At 67.8% G+C, this 17,037-nt stretch carries 16 protein-coding genes; 4 read left to right on the top strand and 12 right to left on the bottom strand.

Going from position 1 to position 17,037, the window contains the following annotated elements; all coding sequences use genetic code 11:
- Positions 1-17: 17 nt before the first annotated feature.
- On the bottom strand, positions 18-287 hold the full coding sequence (locus tag NJD74_RS03970; RefSeq protein WP_019185648.1) for a GlsB/YeaQ/YmgE family stress response membrane protein: 270 nt from the start codon (positions 285-287) through the stop codon (positions 18-20).
- Positions 288-346: 59 nt separating this feature from the next.
- Complete coding sequence (locus tag NJD74_RS03965) at positions 347-1,840, bottom strand: M20 family metallopeptidase (protein ID WP_019185649.1); 1,494 nt, start codon at positions 1,838-1,840, stop codon at positions 347-349.
- A gap of 253 nt (positions 1,841-2,093) precedes the next feature.
- Between NJD74_RS03965 and NJD74_RS03960 the strand changes: the two genes are divergently transcribed.
- The 4 genes from NJD74_RS03960 (at position 2,094) to NJD74_RS03945 (ending at position 5,223) form a co-directional block, all read left to right on the top strand.
- Positions 2,094-2,369 (top strand): helix-hairpin-helix domain-containing protein, encoded by a 276-nt coding sequence (locus NJD74_RS03960; protein ID WP_319623812.1) that lies wholly within the window; start codon positions 2,094-2,096, stop codon positions 2,367-2,369.
- Positions 2,370-2,777: 408 nt separating this feature from the next.
- Positions 2,778-3,839, top strand: coding sequence for a L,D-transpeptidase (locus tag NJD74_RS03955; protein ID WP_019185651.1), 1,062 nt, complete (start codon positions 2,778-2,780; stop codon positions 3,837-3,839).
- A 27-nt stretch (positions 3,840-3,866) separates the two neighbouring features.
- Positions 3,867-4,574 (top strand): murein L,D-transpeptidase catalytic domain family protein, encoded by a 708-nt coding sequence (locus NJD74_RS03950; RefSeq protein WP_319623711.1) that lies wholly within the window; start codon positions 3,867-3,869, stop codon positions 4,572-4,574.
- Positions 4,575-4,611: 37 nt separating this feature from the next.
- A complete protein-coding gene (locus NJD74_RS03945) occupies positions 4,612-5,223 on the top strand; it encodes a HutD family protein (protein WP_102789116.1) in 612 nt (203 codons plus the stop codon).
- Positions 5,224-5,240: 17 nt separating this feature from the next.
- On the opposite strand, the gene NJD74_RS03940 is transcribed toward NJD74_RS03945, so the two are convergent.
- From NJD74_RS03940 to NJD74_RS03895, 10 genes are all read right to left on the bottom strand, one after another.
- On the bottom strand, positions 5,241-6,854 hold the full coding sequence (locus tag NJD74_RS03940) for a flavodoxin domain-containing protein (protein WP_319623710.1): 1,614 nt from the start codon (positions 6,852-6,854) through the stop codon (positions 5,241-5,243).
- On the bottom strand, positions 6,851-7,831 hold the full coding sequence (locus tag NJD74_RS03935; protein ID WP_319623709.1) for an FAD:protein FMN transferase: 981 nt from the start codon (positions 7,829-7,831) through the stop codon (positions 6,851-6,853). The genes NJD74_RS03940 and NJD74_RS03935 overlap by 4 nt, the downstream gene beginning before the upstream one ends.
- A 121-nt stretch (positions 7,832-7,952) precedes the next feature.
- Positions 7,953-8,759, bottom strand: coding sequence for a DUF4198 domain-containing protein (locus NJD74_RS03930; protein WP_293984385.1), 807 nt, complete (start codon positions 8,757-8,759; stop codon positions 7,953-7,955).
- A gap of 25 nt (positions 8,760-8,784) precedes the next feature.
- The gene (locus NJD74_RS03925; RefSeq protein WP_319623708.1) at positions 8,785-9,303 is read right to left on the bottom strand and encodes a DUF2271 domain-containing protein; all 519 of its coding nucleotides are present in this window, start codon (positions 9,301-9,303) and stop codon (positions 8,785-8,787) included.
- A 23-nt stretch (positions 9,304-9,326) separates the two neighbouring features.
- Positions 9,327-9,965: a PepSY-associated TM helix domain-containing protein gene (locus NJD74_RS03920; RefSeq protein WP_345785050.1), complete on the bottom strand. Its 639-nt coding sequence runs from the start codon at positions 9,963-9,965 to the stop codon at positions 9,327-9,329.
- Between the two features lie 150 nt (positions 9,966-10,115).
- Entirely contained in the window at positions 10,116-12,539 is a 2,424-nt protein-coding gene (locus NJD74_RS03915; RefSeq protein WP_319623707.1) for a TonB-dependent receptor, read from the bottom strand.
- A gap of 140 nt (positions 12,540-12,679) precedes the next feature.
- On the bottom strand, positions 12,680-13,114 hold the full coding sequence (locus NJD74_RS03910) for a hypothetical protein (protein WP_146027609.1): 435 nt from the start codon (positions 13,112-13,114) through the stop codon (positions 12,680-12,682).
- A gap of 129 nt (positions 13,115-13,243) precedes the next feature.
- On the bottom strand, positions 13,244-13,957 hold the full coding sequence (locus NJD74_RS03905; RefSeq protein WP_102789109.1) for a tetratricopeptide repeat protein: 714 nt from the start codon (positions 13,955-13,957) through the stop codon (positions 13,244-13,246).
- Complete coding sequence (locus tag NJD74_RS03900) at positions 13,950-14,639, bottom strand: Fe2+-dependent dioxygenase (RefSeq protein WP_019185662.1); 690 nt, start codon at positions 14,637-14,639, stop codon at positions 13,950-13,952. Before NJD74_RS03900 ends, NJD74_RS03905 begins: the two co-directional genes overlap by 8 nt.
- A gap of 49 nt (positions 14,640-14,688) precedes the next feature.
- Entirely contained in the window at positions 14,689-16,971 is a 2,283-nt protein-coding gene (locus NJD74_RS03895; RefSeq protein ID WP_102789108.1) for a TonB-dependent siderophore receptor, read from the bottom strand.
- Between the last annotated feature and the right edge of the window lie 66 nt (positions 16,972-17,037).

The raw sequence follows: 17,037 nt of genomic DNA, 5'->3' as shown, positions 1-17,037 counted from the left end.
GGAAGAAAGGGCGATGCTCAGCGCTTGCTGCTGAACAACCGCAGCACGGCCAGGACCGCGACCGCACCCAGGATCGCGCCGATGAAACCGGCCGGCTCGCCGCGGGCATACCAGCCCATGTACTGGCCGAACCAGCCGGCCAGCAGGGCGCCGACGATGCCGAGCACGATGGTCAGCAGGCAGCCCATGCGGTTGTTGCCCGGCATGAAGAAACGCCCGAGCAGACCGACGACGAAGCCGACCAGGATGATGTAGAGCCAGCTGGTGCTGCCAAACAGTCCGTTCATGCCAAATGCGTCAGTAGAGGTGGACGCAGCCTAGCAAGGCCGGGCTGCGTCCGCCAACGTCAGCAGCAGCCGTGGCCGCCGTGACGGGTACCGCTGTCGGCGGCGACCGGCGAACCGCTGGTCTCGCCACGCAGGCTGGCCGCGTAATGCTCGCTGATCACCTTGGACACGCACGAGGTCACGCGCTTGCCCATCGGGATGTGCAGGAACTCGTTCGGGCCGTGTGCGTTGGAGTGCGGGCCGAGCACGCCGGTGATCATGAACTGCGCGCCCGGGAACTTCTCGCCGAGCATGCCCATGAACGGGATCGAGCCGCCTTCGCCCATGTACATCGCCGGCTTGCCGAAGAAGGTCTGGCTGGCATCGTCGATCGCCTGGGTCAGCCACGGCGCCATGGCCGGGGCGTTCCAGCCGCTGGAGGCCTTCTCCAGGTCCAGCTTCACTTCGGCGCCGTTCGGCGGATCGCGCAGCAGCGCTTCCTTGAGCAGCTCGCCGCAGGCCTTGCCGTCGGCGGTCGGGGGCAGGCGCAGCGACAGCTTCACCGCGGTATGCGGGCGCAGCACGTTGCCGGCCGAGGCCAGCGGCGGCAGGCCGTCCACACCGGTGACCGACAGCGCCGGGCGCCAGGTGCGGTTGAGCACCAGTTCGGCCAGGTCATCGTTCATCGGGCGCAGGCCGTCGACCATCGGGAATTTCTCGAAGATGGCGGTGTCCACCACTTCAGCGGCGCGCTTGGCCTGTTCCTGGCGCTCGGCCGGGATCTCTACATTCATGCCGTCGATCAGGATGCGGCCGGTGTTCTCGTCCTCGATGCGCGAGATCAGCTGGCGCAGCAGGCGGAAGCTGGACGGGATCACGCCGGAGGCATCGCCGGAATGCACGCCTTCGTTGAGCACCTTGACCGAGAAGTTGCCGCCGGTCAGGCCGCGCAGCGAGGTGGTGCACCACAGCTGGTCGTAGTTGGCGCAGCCCGAATCCAGGCACACCACCAGCGACGGCTTGCCGATGCGCTCGGCCAGGTGATCAACGTAGGCGGGCAGGTCGTAGCTGCCGGATTCTTCGCAGGCTTCGATCAGGATCACGCAGCGCGCGTGCGGCAGGCCCTGTTCCTGCAGCGCCAGCACGGCGGCCAGCGAACCGAACATCGCGTAGCCGTCATCGGCGCCGCCGCGGCCGTACAGCTTGTCGCCGCGCAGCACCGGGATCCACGGGCCCAGGTCATCGTCCCAGCCGGTCATTTCCGGCTGCTTGTCCAGATGGCCGTACAGCAGGATGGTGTCGTCGCCGGTCTCGGCGCCGGAGGCCGGGATTTCCAGCAGCAGCAGCGGGGTGCGGCCTTCCAGGCGCACGACCTCGACGGTCAGGCCGGGCAGGTTCTGGGCCTTGGCCCAGGTTTCCATCAGGGTGACGGCCTGTTCCATGTAGCCGTTGGCGACCCAATCGGCGTCGAACATCGGCGATTTGTTGGGGATACGGATGTAATCGACCAATTGCGGGACGATCTCGTTGTCCCACTTTTCACTGACGAATTGGCCGAGCTTGGCGCTGTCCATCTGAACTCCGGAGTGCTTTTGACAAGTCCGTCCATTCTACGCCTGCGCTGGGGTAGGTATTTCCCTACATCACGTCGGGTGTTAGGCCTGCTGTGTGAAGGCGCCGTGGACGATAGGCTGTGTGTATGTGGCGAGGGACGCTGGAACCTTCGACAGGATTGCCGGCAGGGGCCGGTTCCGAGCCACAAGGAGCTACACAGTGGGACCTTGGTTTTCGTGCAGGGCGCTGGTGCTGGGACTGCTGTTGAGCGGAATGGCCTTCGCGGCCGATCGGATCAACATCAATACGGCGGATGCGTCGACGCTGCAGCAGGGATTGTCGAACGTGGGCCCGATGAAGGCCGAAGCGATCGTCGCATACCGGCGACAACACGGCCCTTTTGAACGCGTCGAGGATCTGGCGCGGGTGAAGGGGATAGGGACAGCTACCGTCGAACGGAATCGACAACGGATGACCACCGGGGCCAGGCAGGCGCCGGTCCAGGCACCGCCCAGGAGGGCAGCGCCGGCCACCGTACCAAGGCGCTGAACAACAGCACACGTCGGGACGGGCAGGATGCCGGTCACTGGCTGCCACGGCAGGATGCCGCGGTGGCACCGACCGCTGCAGGGAGGCGGCACGCACGGAGGCGGCGCGGAAGGAGCGGCGCGGACCCACCAGGACGGTGGCATCCAGACCCCGGGAAGGGCTGAGATGGCGGAAGCATATACGGCCGAGTGCACGGAGCATGGCCGGCACCCAGACTGCGCAGGACGCACAGGGGGAAGGCGGGATGCCGACAAGGATGTATCGATTGCCCGGTCTGCACACGGAGGTGTGGCCGGGCAATTACTGTTTGGGGCGAACGAAATACGACGCGTGGCCGCCCGTGGTTTTCGCGAACGCATGGCGGCACTTCGTGTAGCGTGGCGGCATCTCTTCGAATGGATGCACGACATGGCAGTACGCAGCACGCTGTTGAGTCTGGCGCTCGGAACGCTGTTGGCGACCGGGATGCTTCCCGCCACGGCCGCCAACACTGCGCCGACGGCCAGCAGGACGACCGAGGCCCCGCGCGGCCCCACCGATCTCAAGCCCGGCGAGTTCCTCTGGCATCCGGAGATCTCCCCGTCCGGCCCGATCGTGCTGGTGGTCAGCCTCGATGAGCAGCGCGCTTACGTGTACCGCAACGGCATCGCGATCGGCATGAGCACGATCAGCTCGGGCAAGGCCGGGCACGAAACCCCGACCGGTGTGTTCACGATCCTGCAGAAGGACAAGGACCACAAATCCAACCTCTACAACAGCGCGCCGATGCCGTACATGCAGCGCCTGACCTGGGACGGCATCGCGCTGCACGGCGGCAGCCTGCCCGGGCATCCGGCCTCGCACGGCTGCGTGCGGTTGCCGCAGGCGTTCGCGCAGAAGCTGTTCGGCGAGACCCATCGCGGCGATACCGTGGTGGTGGCCGATGCCAAGAGCGCGCCGATGACGCTGGCCTATCCGGCCGTGCTGGCCCCGGTCAGCAGCACCGGCAAGCCGCTGGTGGAGAGCACCGACGCACCCGCGCACTACTGGAACGATGCGGCCGCACCGGCGGGCCAGGTCGGCATCCTGGTCAGCCTGCACGACCAGCGCCTGTACGTGCTGCGCGATGGCGTGCTGATCGGCGAGTCGCGGCTGGAAGCCAAGGCGCTGCCGGCGTTCGAGGGGACCACCCTGTTCGTGATGGGCCAGGGCTACCAGGACAACCCCAGCCCGCTGGATCCGCACCGTCCGCTGCACCGCTGGACCGCGTATCCGCTGCTGGGCCAGACCGCCGCCAATGCGACCCCGGACCTGCTCGCCACGCCGAGCCTGCCGATGGCGCTGCCGCCGGAATTCGCCGAACAGCTGTACAGCGTGCTGGTGCCCGGCACCACGCTGCTGGTGACCAGCCTGCCGGCGGTACGCCCGGTGGCCGATGAACAGAACCTGCAGCCTGTCTTGGAATCCGACGCCGGTGGGTCCACTTTGTAAGGGTTGCCTCCGCCTGGTGAGCTGCCCATGCCCGTTGTGAAATTGCTGCCTGCTGCGTTCTGTGGCCTGATCGCGTCCGCCACGGCGGGCGCGGCCAGCCCTGCGCCGGCGCCGACCGGCAGCCCGGTGCAGATGGCCGAGATGCTCTCCAGGGCCGCCCCTGCGGCGGACAAGCACGTGCTGCAGCTCGCCGCCCGCGCGATGCGCTGTGCGCTGCGCCGGCCGGAGCTGGGCGTCGACCCGGGCAAGTTGAGCGTGATCGATTACTCGCGGCCGTCGACCGAACCGCGCATGTGGATTTTCGATCTGACCCGCCAGCGGCTGCTGTTCGAGGAGTGGGTTGCGCATGGGCGCAACAGCGGTGACAACCGCACCCAGCATTTCTCCAACAAGGACGGCAGCTTCATGTCCAGCCTGGGCGCGTTCACCGCCAAGGAAACCTACATGGGCGGCAACGGCTATTCGCTGCGGCTGGAAGGGCTGGAACCCGGCTTCAACGACCATGCCCGCGACCGCGCGATCGTCATCCACGGCGCGCCGTACGTGAATCCCGCGATCGCACGGCTGCAGGGTCGCCTGGGCCGCAGCCTGGGCTGCCCGGCGGTGCGGTTGTCGGTGGCGCGGCCGCTGATCGATAGCCTGCGCGGTGGCACGATGGTGTTCGCGTACTACCCGGACAAGGACTGGCTGGCGCGTTCGCGGCTGCTGGAACCCGATTGTGGCGGCGTGTCCTGAGGCAGCTCTGCTGCGTCGGCTCAGGCACACTGGCGCCATGTCGACCGATACCGTCCTGAGCGCGGCCAGCCGCGTCATCCCCTCCTTCGAATACCGCCGCGAACGCTGGCGCAACGGCCTGGGCTGGACCCGCGAGATCCTGCGCGTGCCCGACAACGACGATTGGCAGGTGCGCCTGTCGATCGCCGAGATCGAGCAGGACGCCGCGTTCTCGGCCTTTCCCGGGATCGACCGCGAACTGGTGCTGCTGCGTGGCGAAGGCCTGCACCTGCGGTTCGCCGATGGCGCACTGCATACCCTGATGCCGCCGCACGACCGCCTGCGGTTTGCGGGCGAAGCGCAGGTGACCGGCGAACTGATCGACGGGGTGACCCACGATTTCAATCTGATGTGGCGGCGCGATGCCGTGCAGGCCGAGCTGCTGCACCGGCCGCTGGTGGGCAGCATGTTCTTCTTCACCGAACCGGCGGCGGCGTGGGCGATTCATCTGCTTGCCGGCCAGGCCGAATTCGAAGGCGAGCCATCGCTGACGCCGCTGGCTGCCGGTGATACCGCGTGGTTGGCGGCCGGCGAGCGCCGCCGGTTTGCGTTGCACGGCGGCGGGGAGTTGTTGGCGATCCGCGTCAGTGCGGTGGGCCGCAACGCCTGAGGGCCTGCAGGCACTCCTCAGTACACGTCGCGCCGGTAGCGTCCGGCCACGATCAGCGCTTCTTTCACGTCGCGGCCCAGCGCCTGCTCGATCACCGCATCCACCGCCGGTGCCATGCCCTGCAGGCTGCCGCAGACCAGGATCGTGGCACCGTCGTGCACCCACTGCTGCAGCGTGTGGATCTGCGCCTGCAGCCGGTCCTGCACGTAGTGATGCTCATCACCGTCGCGACTGAACACCGTATCCAGCCGTGCGATCCAGCCGTCGCGCTGCCAGGCGCGCAGGTCGTCGCCGAAGAAGAAATCGTGCGCGGCCGTACGCTCGCCGAACAGCAGCCAGTTGCGGCGCGCGCCGGCGCTGATCCGCTCCCGCAGGTGGGCGCGCAGGCCGGCGATGCCGGTGCCGTTGCCGATCAGGATCAGCGGCGTTGCCGCTGCCGCACCGTGGAAGTTCGGGTTGCTGCGGAAGCGCAGATCGATGCGGCCCTCCAACGCAGCGTGATCGCACAGCCAACCACTGCCCAGCCCCGGGGTGCCATCAGGACGCAGCTGACGGCGCAGCAGCAACTGCACCTGGCCTTCGGCAGGCAGGCTGGCGATGGAGTACTCCCGGTGCGGCAGCGGGCGTAGCGCGGCGACCAGTGCGTCTGTGTCGGTAAACGCGGCCGTCTCGTCGCTGCTGGGCAGATGCGCCCGCGCGAGATGCGCACGCAGCGGCTGTCCATCGATGTCCGCATCGCCCTCCCAGGGGGTATCGCGCAGCCAGGCCTCGACCTCGGCCGGCGAATGCTGCGGCCCGATCTCGACCACGTCGCCGGCCTGCCACGTCGGCAGCACGCCATCGGCAGGCACCAGGGTGATGCGGTAGGTCGGTGCGCCCGGGCTGCCCGGGTTTTCCAGATGGCGCGCCTGCAGTTGCCAGGGCAGATAATCGGCCGGGGCCCAGTCCGGCAGTTCGGTCGCTTCACCACCGAGCTGGCCGAGCAGTTGCTGCCAGTGGCGCAGTGCGCCGGGATCGGCGTTGTCTACCTCCACGGTATCGAACAGCGGATGCGCGCCGTGCTGACGCAGCCACGCATCGAGCTGGTGGCCGAAGGCGCAGAAATGTCCGTAGCTGCGATCACCCAGCGCCAGCACGCCGTACTGCAGCTGCGGCAATGCGAGCGCCTGTGGCATCACCTTGCGCAGGAAGGGCAGGGCATGATCCGGCGCATCGCCTTCGCCGGTGGTGCTGACCACGAACAACACCTGCCCGCTGCGCTGCAGAAGCTCGGCCGTCACCGCATGCAGCGCGCGGATGCGGACCGGCAGGCCGGCAGCGCGCAACGCCTGCGCACTGCGTTCGCACAGCTGCTGCGCGAAGCCGGTCTGGCTCGCCCAGACAAGCAGGATCGGTGCGGGTCCGTTGTCGGCCACGTGGTCTTCGCGCGCGCGCCCGCGCCACCAGATCAGCGTGCAGAACGCGGCATAGCCCACCAGGCTGCCCGCTGCCCAGCGCCACTGCGAGGCCAGGGGTGCGCTCTGCCACCACGCGTCACCCAGATGCAGGCGCAGCAGCGCCCAGGCGATGACCGCCAGCAACAACATGACCGCCAGGTTGCCCAGCCACGCACGGGAAGGACGCAGACTCATGCCGCGCCCACGCGGTCGTCGGCGAGCAGGTGCTCGAATGCGGGACTCATCTGTTCCTCGATCCCGTGCGCGCCCCGGCTGACAACGCGGGCGGCCAGTGCATGGGTGCGCGCAAATGCGATGCCCTCGTCGGGGCCCATCACCGTCAATGCGGTGGCCCAGGCATCGGCCTGCATGGCACTGTCGGCGACCACGGTGACCGCGGCCGCAGCGTGCGTGACCGGCGCACCGGTGCGCGGGTCCAGCGTGTGGCTGAACTGCTCGCCGCCCTGTTCGAAGTGATGCCAGCGATCACCGGAGGTGGCCACCGCCCGATCTCCCAGCGCGAGCACGCGTGGCGGATGGTCTGCCTGTGCATCGTCTTCCGGGGCCGATTCCACCAGCACGCGCCACGGCTGGTCATCAGGCTTGCGGCCAAAGCCGTGCAGCTCGCCGCCGACCTCCACCAGTGCGGCGTGCACCCCGTTCCCGCGCAGCCACCTGCTGACCTGATCGACACCAAATCCCTTGGCGATCGCCGACAGATCCAGTGCCAGTCCGCCGGGTTGCAGCAGGCGACCGGGCTGCCACTGCAGGCGTTCCCAGCCACAGCGCGCGCGCGTTGCCGCCAGCGTGTCGGCATCGGGAATCCGCCGGGCCTGCGCCTGCGCCCCGAACCCCCACAGCGCCACCAGCGGGCCCACGGTGGGATCGAAGGCGCCGCCGCTGCGCTGCGCGATCTCCAGCGCACACTGCATCACCGTATCGAACAACGGCGGCAGCACCTGCCATTCACCGGCGGAGGCACTGTTGAAGCGCGCGATATCGCTGTCGGCTTCCCACGTGCTCATCTGCGCCACGATGGCATCGAGCTGCGCCTGGATGCCGGCATGCAACGGGTGCAGGTCGCGGGTGCGCGCCACGGCCAGTTTTACCTGCCAGGTGGTGCCCATGGTGTGGCCACCGAGGCGGGCGATGTCGAAATCCGGGTTGGTCATGGGGGAGGGGCAGGTCGGGCCTTGGTAAGCCCGATGGCCGGAATGCGTCGGGTGAAAAGCCCCCGTCAGGTCGGCGGGGGCGGGTGGGGAGGACGGCGCGCGCACGGCGCGCCGGATGCCGTTACTCCGGCAGCACTTCCAGCGTGGCCACGTAGCTCAGGCGACGCTTCTTGGCTTCCTTGATCGAGGTCTTGCTGTCCTCGGTGCCGGTTTCCAGCCAGTACATGCCCGCTTCCGGCCAGGTCACGGCGAATTCGCCCTTGGCATCGGTGCTGACCTTGATCTCTTCCTGCGCATTGCGGTACCGGGTACCGCCACGGGTGATCTCGAAGTCCAGCCCGGCGGTCGGCTTGCCGTCGACCAGCACGCGGAAGCGCGCGGCTTCACCGGCGACCAGATCGTTCGGGTGGGCCAGCGCGATCATCTCGATGCCCTGGTTGGTCGGCTTGAGCGCGGTGTCGTTCGGGGTGCCATTGGTGACGAAGGTTTCCACGCGACCGACCGACTGCGAGACCTGGAGGTTCTTCGCGTTCTTCGGTACCTCGGTGGCGAAGGTGGCAGGGGTGCCGCGCCAGCGCTTGGGCTTGCCGTCTTCTTCCCAGCTGGCCGACAGCCCATTGTTGATCGTGGCCAGGCGGTAGGTGCCCTGCTGGGTCAGTTCGACATCGAACACGCTGCGGAACTTGCCGGTCGCCGCGTTCTGCGGCTGCACGGTGCTGCCGTCCGGCGCGGTGATGACCAGGTTGTCCAGGCGCAGCGGCACATGGTTGAAGTAGAACAGGTCGTTGGAGACCGCCGCATCGACGGTGATCCACGGGTTGGTGCCCGCGATCACGGTCTGCGAGGGCTGCAGCCAGGCCTTGTGGGCCAGGGCGGAGAACGGAAGTGCGGCGGCCATGGCGGCGGCGAGGACGAGCGTGCGCTTCATCGAAAAACTCCAGGTGGATGGGGTATCAGGGCTTGGCGGACAGGGTGACCAGACCGAGTTCGGTCGCGCCCTGGGCCTTGCCCGTCTGTGCGGACGTGACCGGCCAGGTGAAGGGGATCTTGAGCAGTTCGCGTCCGCCGACTTCGCGCACCGCTTCCACCACGAGGGTGTAGTTGCCCGGTGCCAGCGCCTTGAGCGCGGGCTGCTTGTCGTTGAACGAGAGCGCGTGCTTGCCGACCGGACGGGTCGGGCCGGTCACGCCGTCCACCGGCACCTCCAGCGTGCGGCCGCTCTTGCGCCACCACTGGCGCAGGTCGGGCAACCACTTGGTGCCATGGCCTTCGGCGTTGCCGGTCTGCTGATACCAGACCGACAGGTTGGCGGCGACCTTCTGGTCGGCGCCTTCCAGCCACACGGCCACATACGGGCGGTGATACTCGGCCACGTTGAGCTTGGGCACCTCGACATTGATGTCCAGGGTGGTGGCATAGGCCGGCGAGGTGGCCAGCAGGCCGCTCAGGGCGATGGTCAGGGTGACGCGCATGGTGCGGCTCCGGAAGGGGACGGTCAGTGGATGAGGATCAGGGCGATCAGCAGCGGGATCAGCAGGCCCAGGCCGACCAGCGGCCAGGTCATGCGGCGCTGGCGGGCATGCAGGTGCAGCAGGAACAGGCCGGTGATGCAGAACACCAGGCAGGCCACGGCGAAGATATCCAGGAACCAGCCCCAGGCGGGCCCGGCATTGCGCCCTTTGTGCAGATCGTTGAAATAGGAGACCCAGCCGCGCGCCGTGGATTCGTATTCCACCGCCCCGGATTCCCGGTCGATACTGAGCCACGCGTCCGCGCCCGGGCTGGGCATGGAGAGATAGATTTCGCCATCGGACCATTCGGCCGGGCGACGCCCGATCGAGATGCCGAGCTGTGCATCCAGCCAGCGGCTGGCCACGCGGGGGATCGGTGCCTTGCCATCGGCGCGGTCGCCCAGCTTGCCGAGCAGGTCGGCAGGCAGTTCCAGCTGGCGGCTGACCACCTCCGGCGTGGCTTCGATCCGGGAGGCGTGGTTCAAGGTGATGCCGGTCGCGGCGAACAGCAGCATGCCGATCAGGCACACCGCCGAGCTGATCCAGTGCCACTGGTGCAGCGTGCGCAGCCAGAAGCCGCGGCGTTGTTGTTGCACGCTGGAAGAGGGAGCGCTGGCGGCCACGGTCGGAAGAGAGAGTACTGAGGGGCGAATTACACCATTGATGAGAATGATTCGCAATTTGTAGACAAAGAAGGCAGCGGCCCGTTGCCGGCCCGCTGCCCGAGGTCAAGACCGGGCGCGGCGTCACCACGGACGCCGCGCCGGTGTGCCTCAGAACTTGGCGTTCAACGAGATCCAGTAACTGCGGCGCTGGTCCTTGGTGGAATAGTCATCCACGCAGTTGTATTCGCTGTCGCTGATCAGCACGCAGGACTGCGACACGAAGTCCTTGTCGAACAGGTTGTTGACCCGCGCGTTGACGGTCAGCCAGTTGTTGATGTCCCAGCTGCCGCCGAGGTGGAAGATCGTGTAGTCCTCGTAGTAGCGGGTCTGCGAGCTGCTGACGCCGCCGACATTGCTGACCAGCGTGTCGCGGTAGCGGTCGTAGCGGCCTTCGCCGATCAGCGACAGGCTCACCGCCTCGCTGATCTGCCAGTTCAGGCTGGCATTGGCCATGTGTCTGGCCGGGTTGCCGGTGATCGGCAGGCCCTTGCCGATGCCGCTGGTCTGCTCGCTCTTGGTCCAGGTGTAGTTGCCGCGCAGCTGCAGGTTGTCCAGCAGATCGACCTGGGCCGCCGCCTCGACGCCGCGGGTTTCGGCCTTGTCGATGTTCACGCTCTGCCCGAAGGTGCTGTAGCCCAGCTCGGCCCAGCCCGGGCCGATGTCCACGCAATAGCTGCCATCGTTGGGGGCCACTTCGCAGTTGGCGAAGGTGCCGCCGCTGGCGATCTTGTCATCGAACTTGTTGAGGAAGCCGGTGACGTTGAAGCCCCAGCGATCGCCTTCGTAGTACGCGGCGATTTCGTAGTTGGTGCTGGTCTCCGGCTTCAGGTTGGGCGAGCCGACCAGCGGGGTCACGCCCTGGCCACCGAAGCCGACGATGCCGGGGAACAACTGGTCCGGGCGCGGTGTTTTGTAGCCGGTGCTGACGCCGCCCTTGACGGTCCAGGCATCGTTGGCATTCCACACCAGGTAGGCGCGCGGGCTGACGTGACTGCCGAAGATGTTGTGATCGTCATAGCGCACGCCGACCGTGGCGGTCAGGGTATCGGTCAGCGACCAGTTGTCCTCGGCGAACAGCGCCCACATGCGGTGCTGCTGCTTCACGTTGTCTTTGTAGCCGGCGCCATCCATGCCGAACACGCCGTCGACCATGTCGGTGTCGTTGTACTGGCCGCCCACGGTCAGCTTGTGCGCACCGAAGGTGAGGTCGAGCATCGTGTCCAGCACGTTGCCCTTCAGCTCCATGGTGCGCAGCGGGCGTGGCAGGAAGGCCTGCAGGCGCGCCATCTCGGCCGGGTTGAGCGCGCCCAGTCCGTTGCGTGCACCGGCAGCGCAGTTGGCGGCGGCGCCGGTGCGGCGGCAGACATCATTCCACAGCGTCTGCAGATCGGCGCGTTCGTCCAGCGTCAGCGGCAGCGAGCGGCCGAGGTTGTTGCTGGTGATGTGGGTCAGGGTGGTCTGCCAGGTGCCGAATTCATAGCGGCCCTGATGGGTCAGCGCCAGCTGGTCGCGCTCGTAACGCTGGTAGGCGGTGTAGCCCACGCGCGGCTGCACCACCCGGCGGGTGACGTTGCCGGGGCCGTTCGGGTTGGGGATCGTGGCATTGCCCACGCGCCACAGGCTGGCCAGGCTGTCCAGGGTGCCGGTCTGGCCTTCGCTGTTGTCGTACTTCTGGCGCGACACGTCGTAATCCAGCCACAGCTCGTGGTCGTCATTGACGATGAAGTTCAGGCGCATGCCCGCGTTCCAGTTCGTGTTGGCCACCGCCTTGCCACCGGCACCGAAGCCGATGCTGCGCGACCACATCGTGCCGTCCGGCAGCGGCAGGTCATCCCATTCCGGGTTGGAGGCCTTGGCGTCGTAATAGCTGCCGCGCACTGACACGCCCAGACGGTCCTTGACCAGCGGGCCGCTGAGGTAGACATCGGTGCTGCGCGCGTCACCGAACTGGTCGTCCTGCTGCACCGTGAAGCCCTGGGTGACCGCGCCATGCCACTCGGCCTGGTTGCGGCGGGTGATGATGTTGATCACCCCGCCCATGGCATCGGAGCCATACAGTGTGGACATCGGGCCGCGCACCACTTCGATGCGTTCGATCGCATCCAGCGGCGGCATGTACGAGAACTGGCCACCGCCGAAGTTGTTCGGGTACAGGTTGCCGGCGTTGCTCTGGCGGCGACCGTCGATCAGCACCAGGGTGTAGTCCGAGGGCATGCCGCGCATGGAGATGGTGGCGCGGCCGTTCTTGTCGGTCGGTTCCATGCCCACGTCGATGCCTTCCACGTCGCGCAGCGCATCCACCAGGCTGGTGTAGGGGCGCTTGCTCAACTCTTCGCGGCTGATCACGCTGATGCTGGCCGGGGCATCGGCGATCTTCTGTTCGAAGCCGGCGGCGGTGACCACTACCTTGTCCAGCGTGGTCGGAGCGGCGGCGTCGCCGTGGGCGAAGGCCGGGGCGCTCAGCGCACCGAGCAGGGCGAGGGACAGGGTGCAGCGGGACAGGGACGTGCGACGACGATGGCGCTGGGCCATGGGGGCAACCTCGGCAAGGAGAAAACGGACGCGACGTGGCAGGCCGCAGGGCGGCAGCACGCGCAGGAATCAGGAACGCCCGGGGCGGGCGGAACGCGCAGGACCGGAGGCGGGCACGGTGGCGCCGCCGAAGGTCGGCATCAGCCCTGCGGTGGGGCTTGGCCGCGCTGGACGCGCAGGCCGGGTGCGGCAGGCAGCGGCGTGGCCGGTGCCGAGTCAATGGCCGGTACGACCCGCGGCGGCTGTGCCACCAGTGTGGCCATCAGCGAATCCAGCGATTCCACGACCGGCGGCAACGCGGGCGGCAGCGGCGGCGTCGCGGCAGGGCGCGCGCTGGCGACCCGGCGCGGCTTGGCCGGGGCTTCTTCCTGTGCGGTCTCACCACCGCCGGCCGGGTGCTCGCCCATTGGCATCTGCAGGACCATCACAGTGCTGCCCGGGGCGGCCCGTTCCAGCACGGGCAGGCCGGCCAGCAGCAGCGACAGCAGGCCAAGCCATGCCAGCACGCTCGACAACGCCTGCTGCCGCCCGCGCATGGCGGGAGCAAAGCTGCGATGGCGGTGTGGATGGCGCAAGGCGGGCCCCTGTGAACGGCCAGTCGATCAGCCGACCAGCAACGCGGCGGGATTGTAGGTGAGATTCGTTAGCGGACGCAAATGAGAATGATTAATGATTTCGGTCCCTGCGCGTCCGGAGCGCAGGAATCAGCTGACCAGCGCCCGGATCGCGGGATGCGGAGAGGCCGCCAAGGTGGGGCGCACGTGAGCCAGAAACGACGGGCTCCCGTGTGCAAGTGCGCGACGCAGCCAGTCCGCCGCACCGTCGATATCACCGGCGGCGAGCAACAGGGAGGCATGGCTGGCCTGCCCGCGGAAGTCGCCGGCCTCGGCCGAACGCCGGTACCAGGCCGGTGCCGCACGCGGATCGGCCGGTACACCGATGCCGTCTTCCAGACAGCGGCCGACCAGGTTCATCGATTTCGCATGGCCCAGCCGTGCCGCGCGCAGGTACAGCGCGAATGCGGCGGCGTCATCGCGCGGCACGCCGCGGCCGGTGCCGAGCAGGTTGGCCAGGTTGTACAGGCCCCAGTCCAACTCGGCATCCGCTGCCTTGCGGTACCAGACCGCGGCCAGTGCCAGGTTGATCGGCGTCCCGGTGCCGAGTTCGTGGCAGCGGCCGAGCATGTTCATGGCGAGGGGCAGACCACCGTTGGCGGCGCGCTCGAACCAGAGCACGGCCGCCGCCGCATCGGGCGCGATCCCGCGCCCTTCCATCCGGGCCTGCCCGAGCAGGAACTGCGCCTGTGGGTCGCCGCGCTGCGCGGTCGCTTCCAGCGTGGCGAGCGCGGCGGCCGGATCGTGCTGCAGCTGGTCGGCCAGTGCTGCCACGTTGAACGCGGGCAGGGCCGCCTCAGACATCGGCCCACTGCCGCAGCAGGTTGTGATACACGCCGGTGAGATTCACCAGCGCAGGGTGTTCGGGGTGGTCATGGGTGAGGCGGCGGATCGAGACATCCAGGTCCCACATCAGGCGCCGCTGGCCGTCATCACGCAGCATGCTCTGGATCCAGAAGAACGAGGCCAGCCGCGTGCCGGCGGTGACGGGGGTGACCTGGTGCAGGCTGGTGCCCGGGTACAGCACCATGTGGCCCGCCGGCAGTTTCACCCGCTGGTTGCCGTAGGTGTCTTCGATCACCAGCTCGCCACCCTCGTACTCATCCGGGTCGCTCAGGAACAACGTGGCCGACAGGTCGGTGCGCACCGGCTGCGGCTGGCCGGGGGCGGTGTAGTCGTAGCGCACGGCGTTGTCCACATGGAACCCGAAGGTCTGCCCCGGCTGATAGCAGTTGAACAGGGGCGGGAAAATGCGACGCGGCAACGCGGCCGAGAAGAAGGTGCTGTTGCGGCCGAGTGCATCGAGGATGGCCGAGCCGACCGCACGCGCGGCCGGATCGGACTCGGGCAACTGCAGGTTGTGCTTGGCCTGCGCGGACTGGTAACCCGCGGTCAGGCGGCCGTCGGTCCAGCCGGCCGTGGCCAGCTGCTGGCGGGCCTGGGTGACCTGCTCGGCGGTGAGGACGTCGGGAATGTGCAGCAGCATGGTGGGCTCCAGCCCCTCCCGCACGAGCGCGCGGGAGGGGGCGTATCGCTTAGAACTTGAAATTGAAGGCCAACGTGGCCGAGCGGCCCGGCGCGATGGCGGCGTAATGCGAAGCGTACGCCTTGGTGAAGTAGGTTTTGTTGGTCAGGTTCTGCACGTTCAACTGCAGGCTGTAGCGCTCGCTGAAGGCGTAGCCGACCATCGCATCCCAACGGGTATAGGATGGCACCCACTTGGTGTTGTTGACGTTGCCGTAGACCTTGTCCACGTAGTTGGCACCGGCGCCCAGGCTCAGGCCCGGCACGAACGACGGCGCCCACGTGGTCCACAGGCTGGCGCTGTGCTTGGCGGTGTTGGGGAATGCGTTGCCGTTGAACGGCGATGGCACGTAGACCCCGTTGACCAGCGCAAAGCCGTTGTCCTCGACCACGGCATCCAGGTAGGTGTAGCCACCGAAGACCTGCCACCCCTCCACGATCGTGCCGCTGAAGCCGAGTTCGGCGCCCTTGACCTTCTTGGTGCCGGCGTTCTGCGTGGTGCCCGCATCGCTGGTCACGCGCGCGTTGCTCATCTCGGTCTGGAAGATCGCACCGGTCAGCGACAGGCGGGCATCGAACAGATCCCACTTGGTGCCCAGCTCGATGTTGCGGCTGCGCTGCGGCTTGAGGTCCTGGATGGTCGCGCTGATGCCGTCGGCGCCATCACCGCCGTCCACGCCGACCGGGGTGGAGGAGGTGCCCCAGGACAGGTAGATGCTGCCGTTGGCGACCGGCTTGAACACCAGGCCGGCCTGGCCGTTCCAGAACGAGGTGTCGTTGCGCAGGTGCTGCAGGTTGGCCGCGGCCGTCGGGTTGAACTGATGCGTGTTGTAGTCGTCGAAGCGCGCGCCCAGGTTCAGCATCCACTGCTCGCTGAAGCTGATCGTGTCGAACACATAGGCCGACTTGGTGCGGGTGGTCTGACGCACGTCGCGGGCCGGGTCGCTGCGGGTGACGGTATGCGTGGCCGACCACGGATCGTTCGGGTTGGGGTTGGTGAGGTCGGTGCAGTTGTAGCCGGTGGCCGCGCCGGTGGTCGGGCAGCTCTGGTTGCCGGTCAGCGGGTTGTTGGTGCCTGCGGTGGTCTGGCCATTGGGGCGGCGCACGTCGGCGATCGCGTAGGTGCCGCGCACGGTCTTTTCGCTGCTGTATTCCACGCCGGCGTTGAAACTGTGGCGCAGCGGGCCGGTCTCCAGCTCACCGGTAACGCTGGTCTGGTTGACGAAGCTGTCGGTCTGCGTGGCGCGCGCGTTGGTGCGGCGCCAGACGGTGCCGAACAGGTTCGGATTGCCCTTGCTGTCGTCCGGCTGGGTCCACAGGTAATCGTTGCTGGTGTCCCCGTAGCGGGTGATGTTGCGCAGGACGATGCCGCCGAAATCATGCGACAGGTTCAAGGTGGTGATGTCCGCCTTGGTCTTCTGGAAATCGCGGTCGACCAGGCCGTAGAACGCGTCGCGGTTGGTCACGATCGGGCTGCCGTCGCCATTGAGCGCCAGGTTGGGGCCGCTGGTGAACGGGTTGTTGTACGGGAAGCCGCCGGCATCGGGCAGGTCGTCGGTTTCCATGTGGTAGTGGCTGATCACCGCCTGGGTCGGGCCGTTCAGACCGAACGCCAGCGACGGCGCGATGCCCCAGCGGCTGCTGTTCACTTCATCGCGTCCGGCCACGTCGGCCTCGTGCTTCATGATGTTCACGCGGGCGGCGATGCCGTCGCCGATCACCTGGTTGGCATCGAGCGTGCCGCGGTAGTAGCTGTCCGTGCCGGCGGCCAGGGTGCCGGCCACGAAGTTCTCCAGCTTGGGCGTCTTGCTGACCAGGCTGATGGTGCCGCCGGCTGAACCGCGGCCGGAGTAGGCCGAGCTCGGGCCTTTGACCACGTCGATCTGCTCGATGGCGAACACTTCACGGGTCTGGCTGCCGGCGTCGCGGATGCCATCGACGTAGATGTCCGAGGCCGAATCGAAGCCGCGGATGAAGGGACGGTCACCGGTCGGGTTGCCGCCTTCGCCGGCGCCGAAGGTGATGCCCGGCACGGTGCGCAGTGCATCGAGCAGGGTGGTGGCGGCGGTCTGTTCGATCACCTGCTGGGAGATCACGCTGACCGACTTGGGCGTATCCAGCAGCGGCGCGGTGAATTTGGACGATTGCGCGCGCACGCGCTCGCCGTGGACGTCGACGCCATCCAGTTCGGTGGCGCGCTGCGGATCGGCAGCGTCGGCCTCGGCATGGGCGATGGCGGGGGCGGCGATGGCCAGCAGCAGGGCGGACGACAACGGAGTCGGGCGGACGGTCATGGTGATTCCTGGCAGGACGGACGAAGGCCGGACAGCGTGTGGCGGTCACGGCGGAGCGGAGGCAGG

The organism is Stenotrophomonas sp. RG-453 (genome assembly GCF_033843685.1).
GTDB classification, from domain to species: domain Bacteria; phylum Pseudomonadota; class Gammaproteobacteria; order Xanthomonadales; family Xanthomonadaceae; genus Stenotrophomonas; species Stenotrophomonas bentonitica_A.
Note: the sequence above shows the minus strand (reverse complement) of the source record. Positions and strands in the feature narration are given on the sequence as shown.

Excerpts from the sequence above, each read along its gene's own strand:
- NJD74_RS03970 (WP_019185648.1), bottom strand. The coding sequence starts at position 287 with ATGAACGGACTGTTTGGCAGCACCAGCTGGCTCTACATCATCCTGGTC.
- NJD74_RS03965 (WP_019185649.1), bottom strand. The coding sequence starts at position 1,840 with ATGGACAGCGCCAAGCTCGGCCAATTCGTCAGTGAAAAGTGGGACAAC.
- NJD74_RS03960 (WP_319623812.1), top strand. The coding sequence starts at position 2,094 with ATGGCCTTCGCGGCCGATCGGATCAACATCAATACGGCGGATGCGTCG.
- NJD74_RS03955 (WP_019185651.1), top strand. The coding sequence starts at position 2,778 with ATGGCAGTACGCAGCACGCTGTTGAGTCTGGCGCTCGGAACGCTGTTG.
- NJD74_RS03950 (WP_319623711.1), top strand. The coding sequence starts at position 3,867 with ATGCCCGTTGTGAAATTGCTGCCTGCTGCGTTCTGTGGCCTGATCGCG.
- NJD74_RS03945 (WP_102789116.1), top strand. The coding sequence starts at position 4,612 with ATGTCGACCGATACCGTCCTGAGCGCGGCCAGCCGCGTCATCCCCTCC.
- NJD74_RS03940 (WP_319623710.1), bottom strand. The coding sequence starts at position 6,854 with ATGAGTCTGCGTCCTTCCCGTGCGTGGCTGGGCAACCTGGCGGTCATG.
- NJD74_RS03935 (WP_319623709.1), bottom strand. The coding sequence starts at position 7,831 with ATGACCAACCCGGATTTCGACATCGCCCGCCTCGGTGGCCACACCATG.
- NJD74_RS03930 (WP_293984385.1), bottom strand. The coding sequence starts at position 8,759 with ATGAAGCGCACGCTCGTCCTCGCCGCCGCCATGGCCGCCGCACTTCCG.
- NJD74_RS03925 (WP_319623708.1), bottom strand. The coding sequence starts at position 9,303 with ATGCGCGTCACCCTGACCATCGCCCTGAGCGGCCTGCTGGCCACCTCG.
- NJD74_RS03915 (WP_319623707.1), bottom strand. The coding sequence starts at position 12,539 with ATGGCCCAGCGCCATCGTCGTCGCACGTCCCTGTCCCGCTGCACCCTG.
- NJD74_RS03905 (WP_102789109.1), bottom strand. The coding sequence starts at position 13,957 with ATGTCTGAGGCGGCCCTGCCCGCGTTCAACGTGGCAGCACTGGCCGAC.
- NJD74_RS03900 (WP_019185662.1), bottom strand. The coding sequence starts at position 14,639 with ATGCTGCTGCACATTCCCGACGTCCTCACCGCCGAGCAGGTCACCCAG.
- NJD74_RS03895 (WP_102789108.1), bottom strand. The coding sequence starts at position 16,971 with ATGACCGTCCGCCCGACTCCGTTGTCGTCCGCCCTGCTGCTGGCCATC.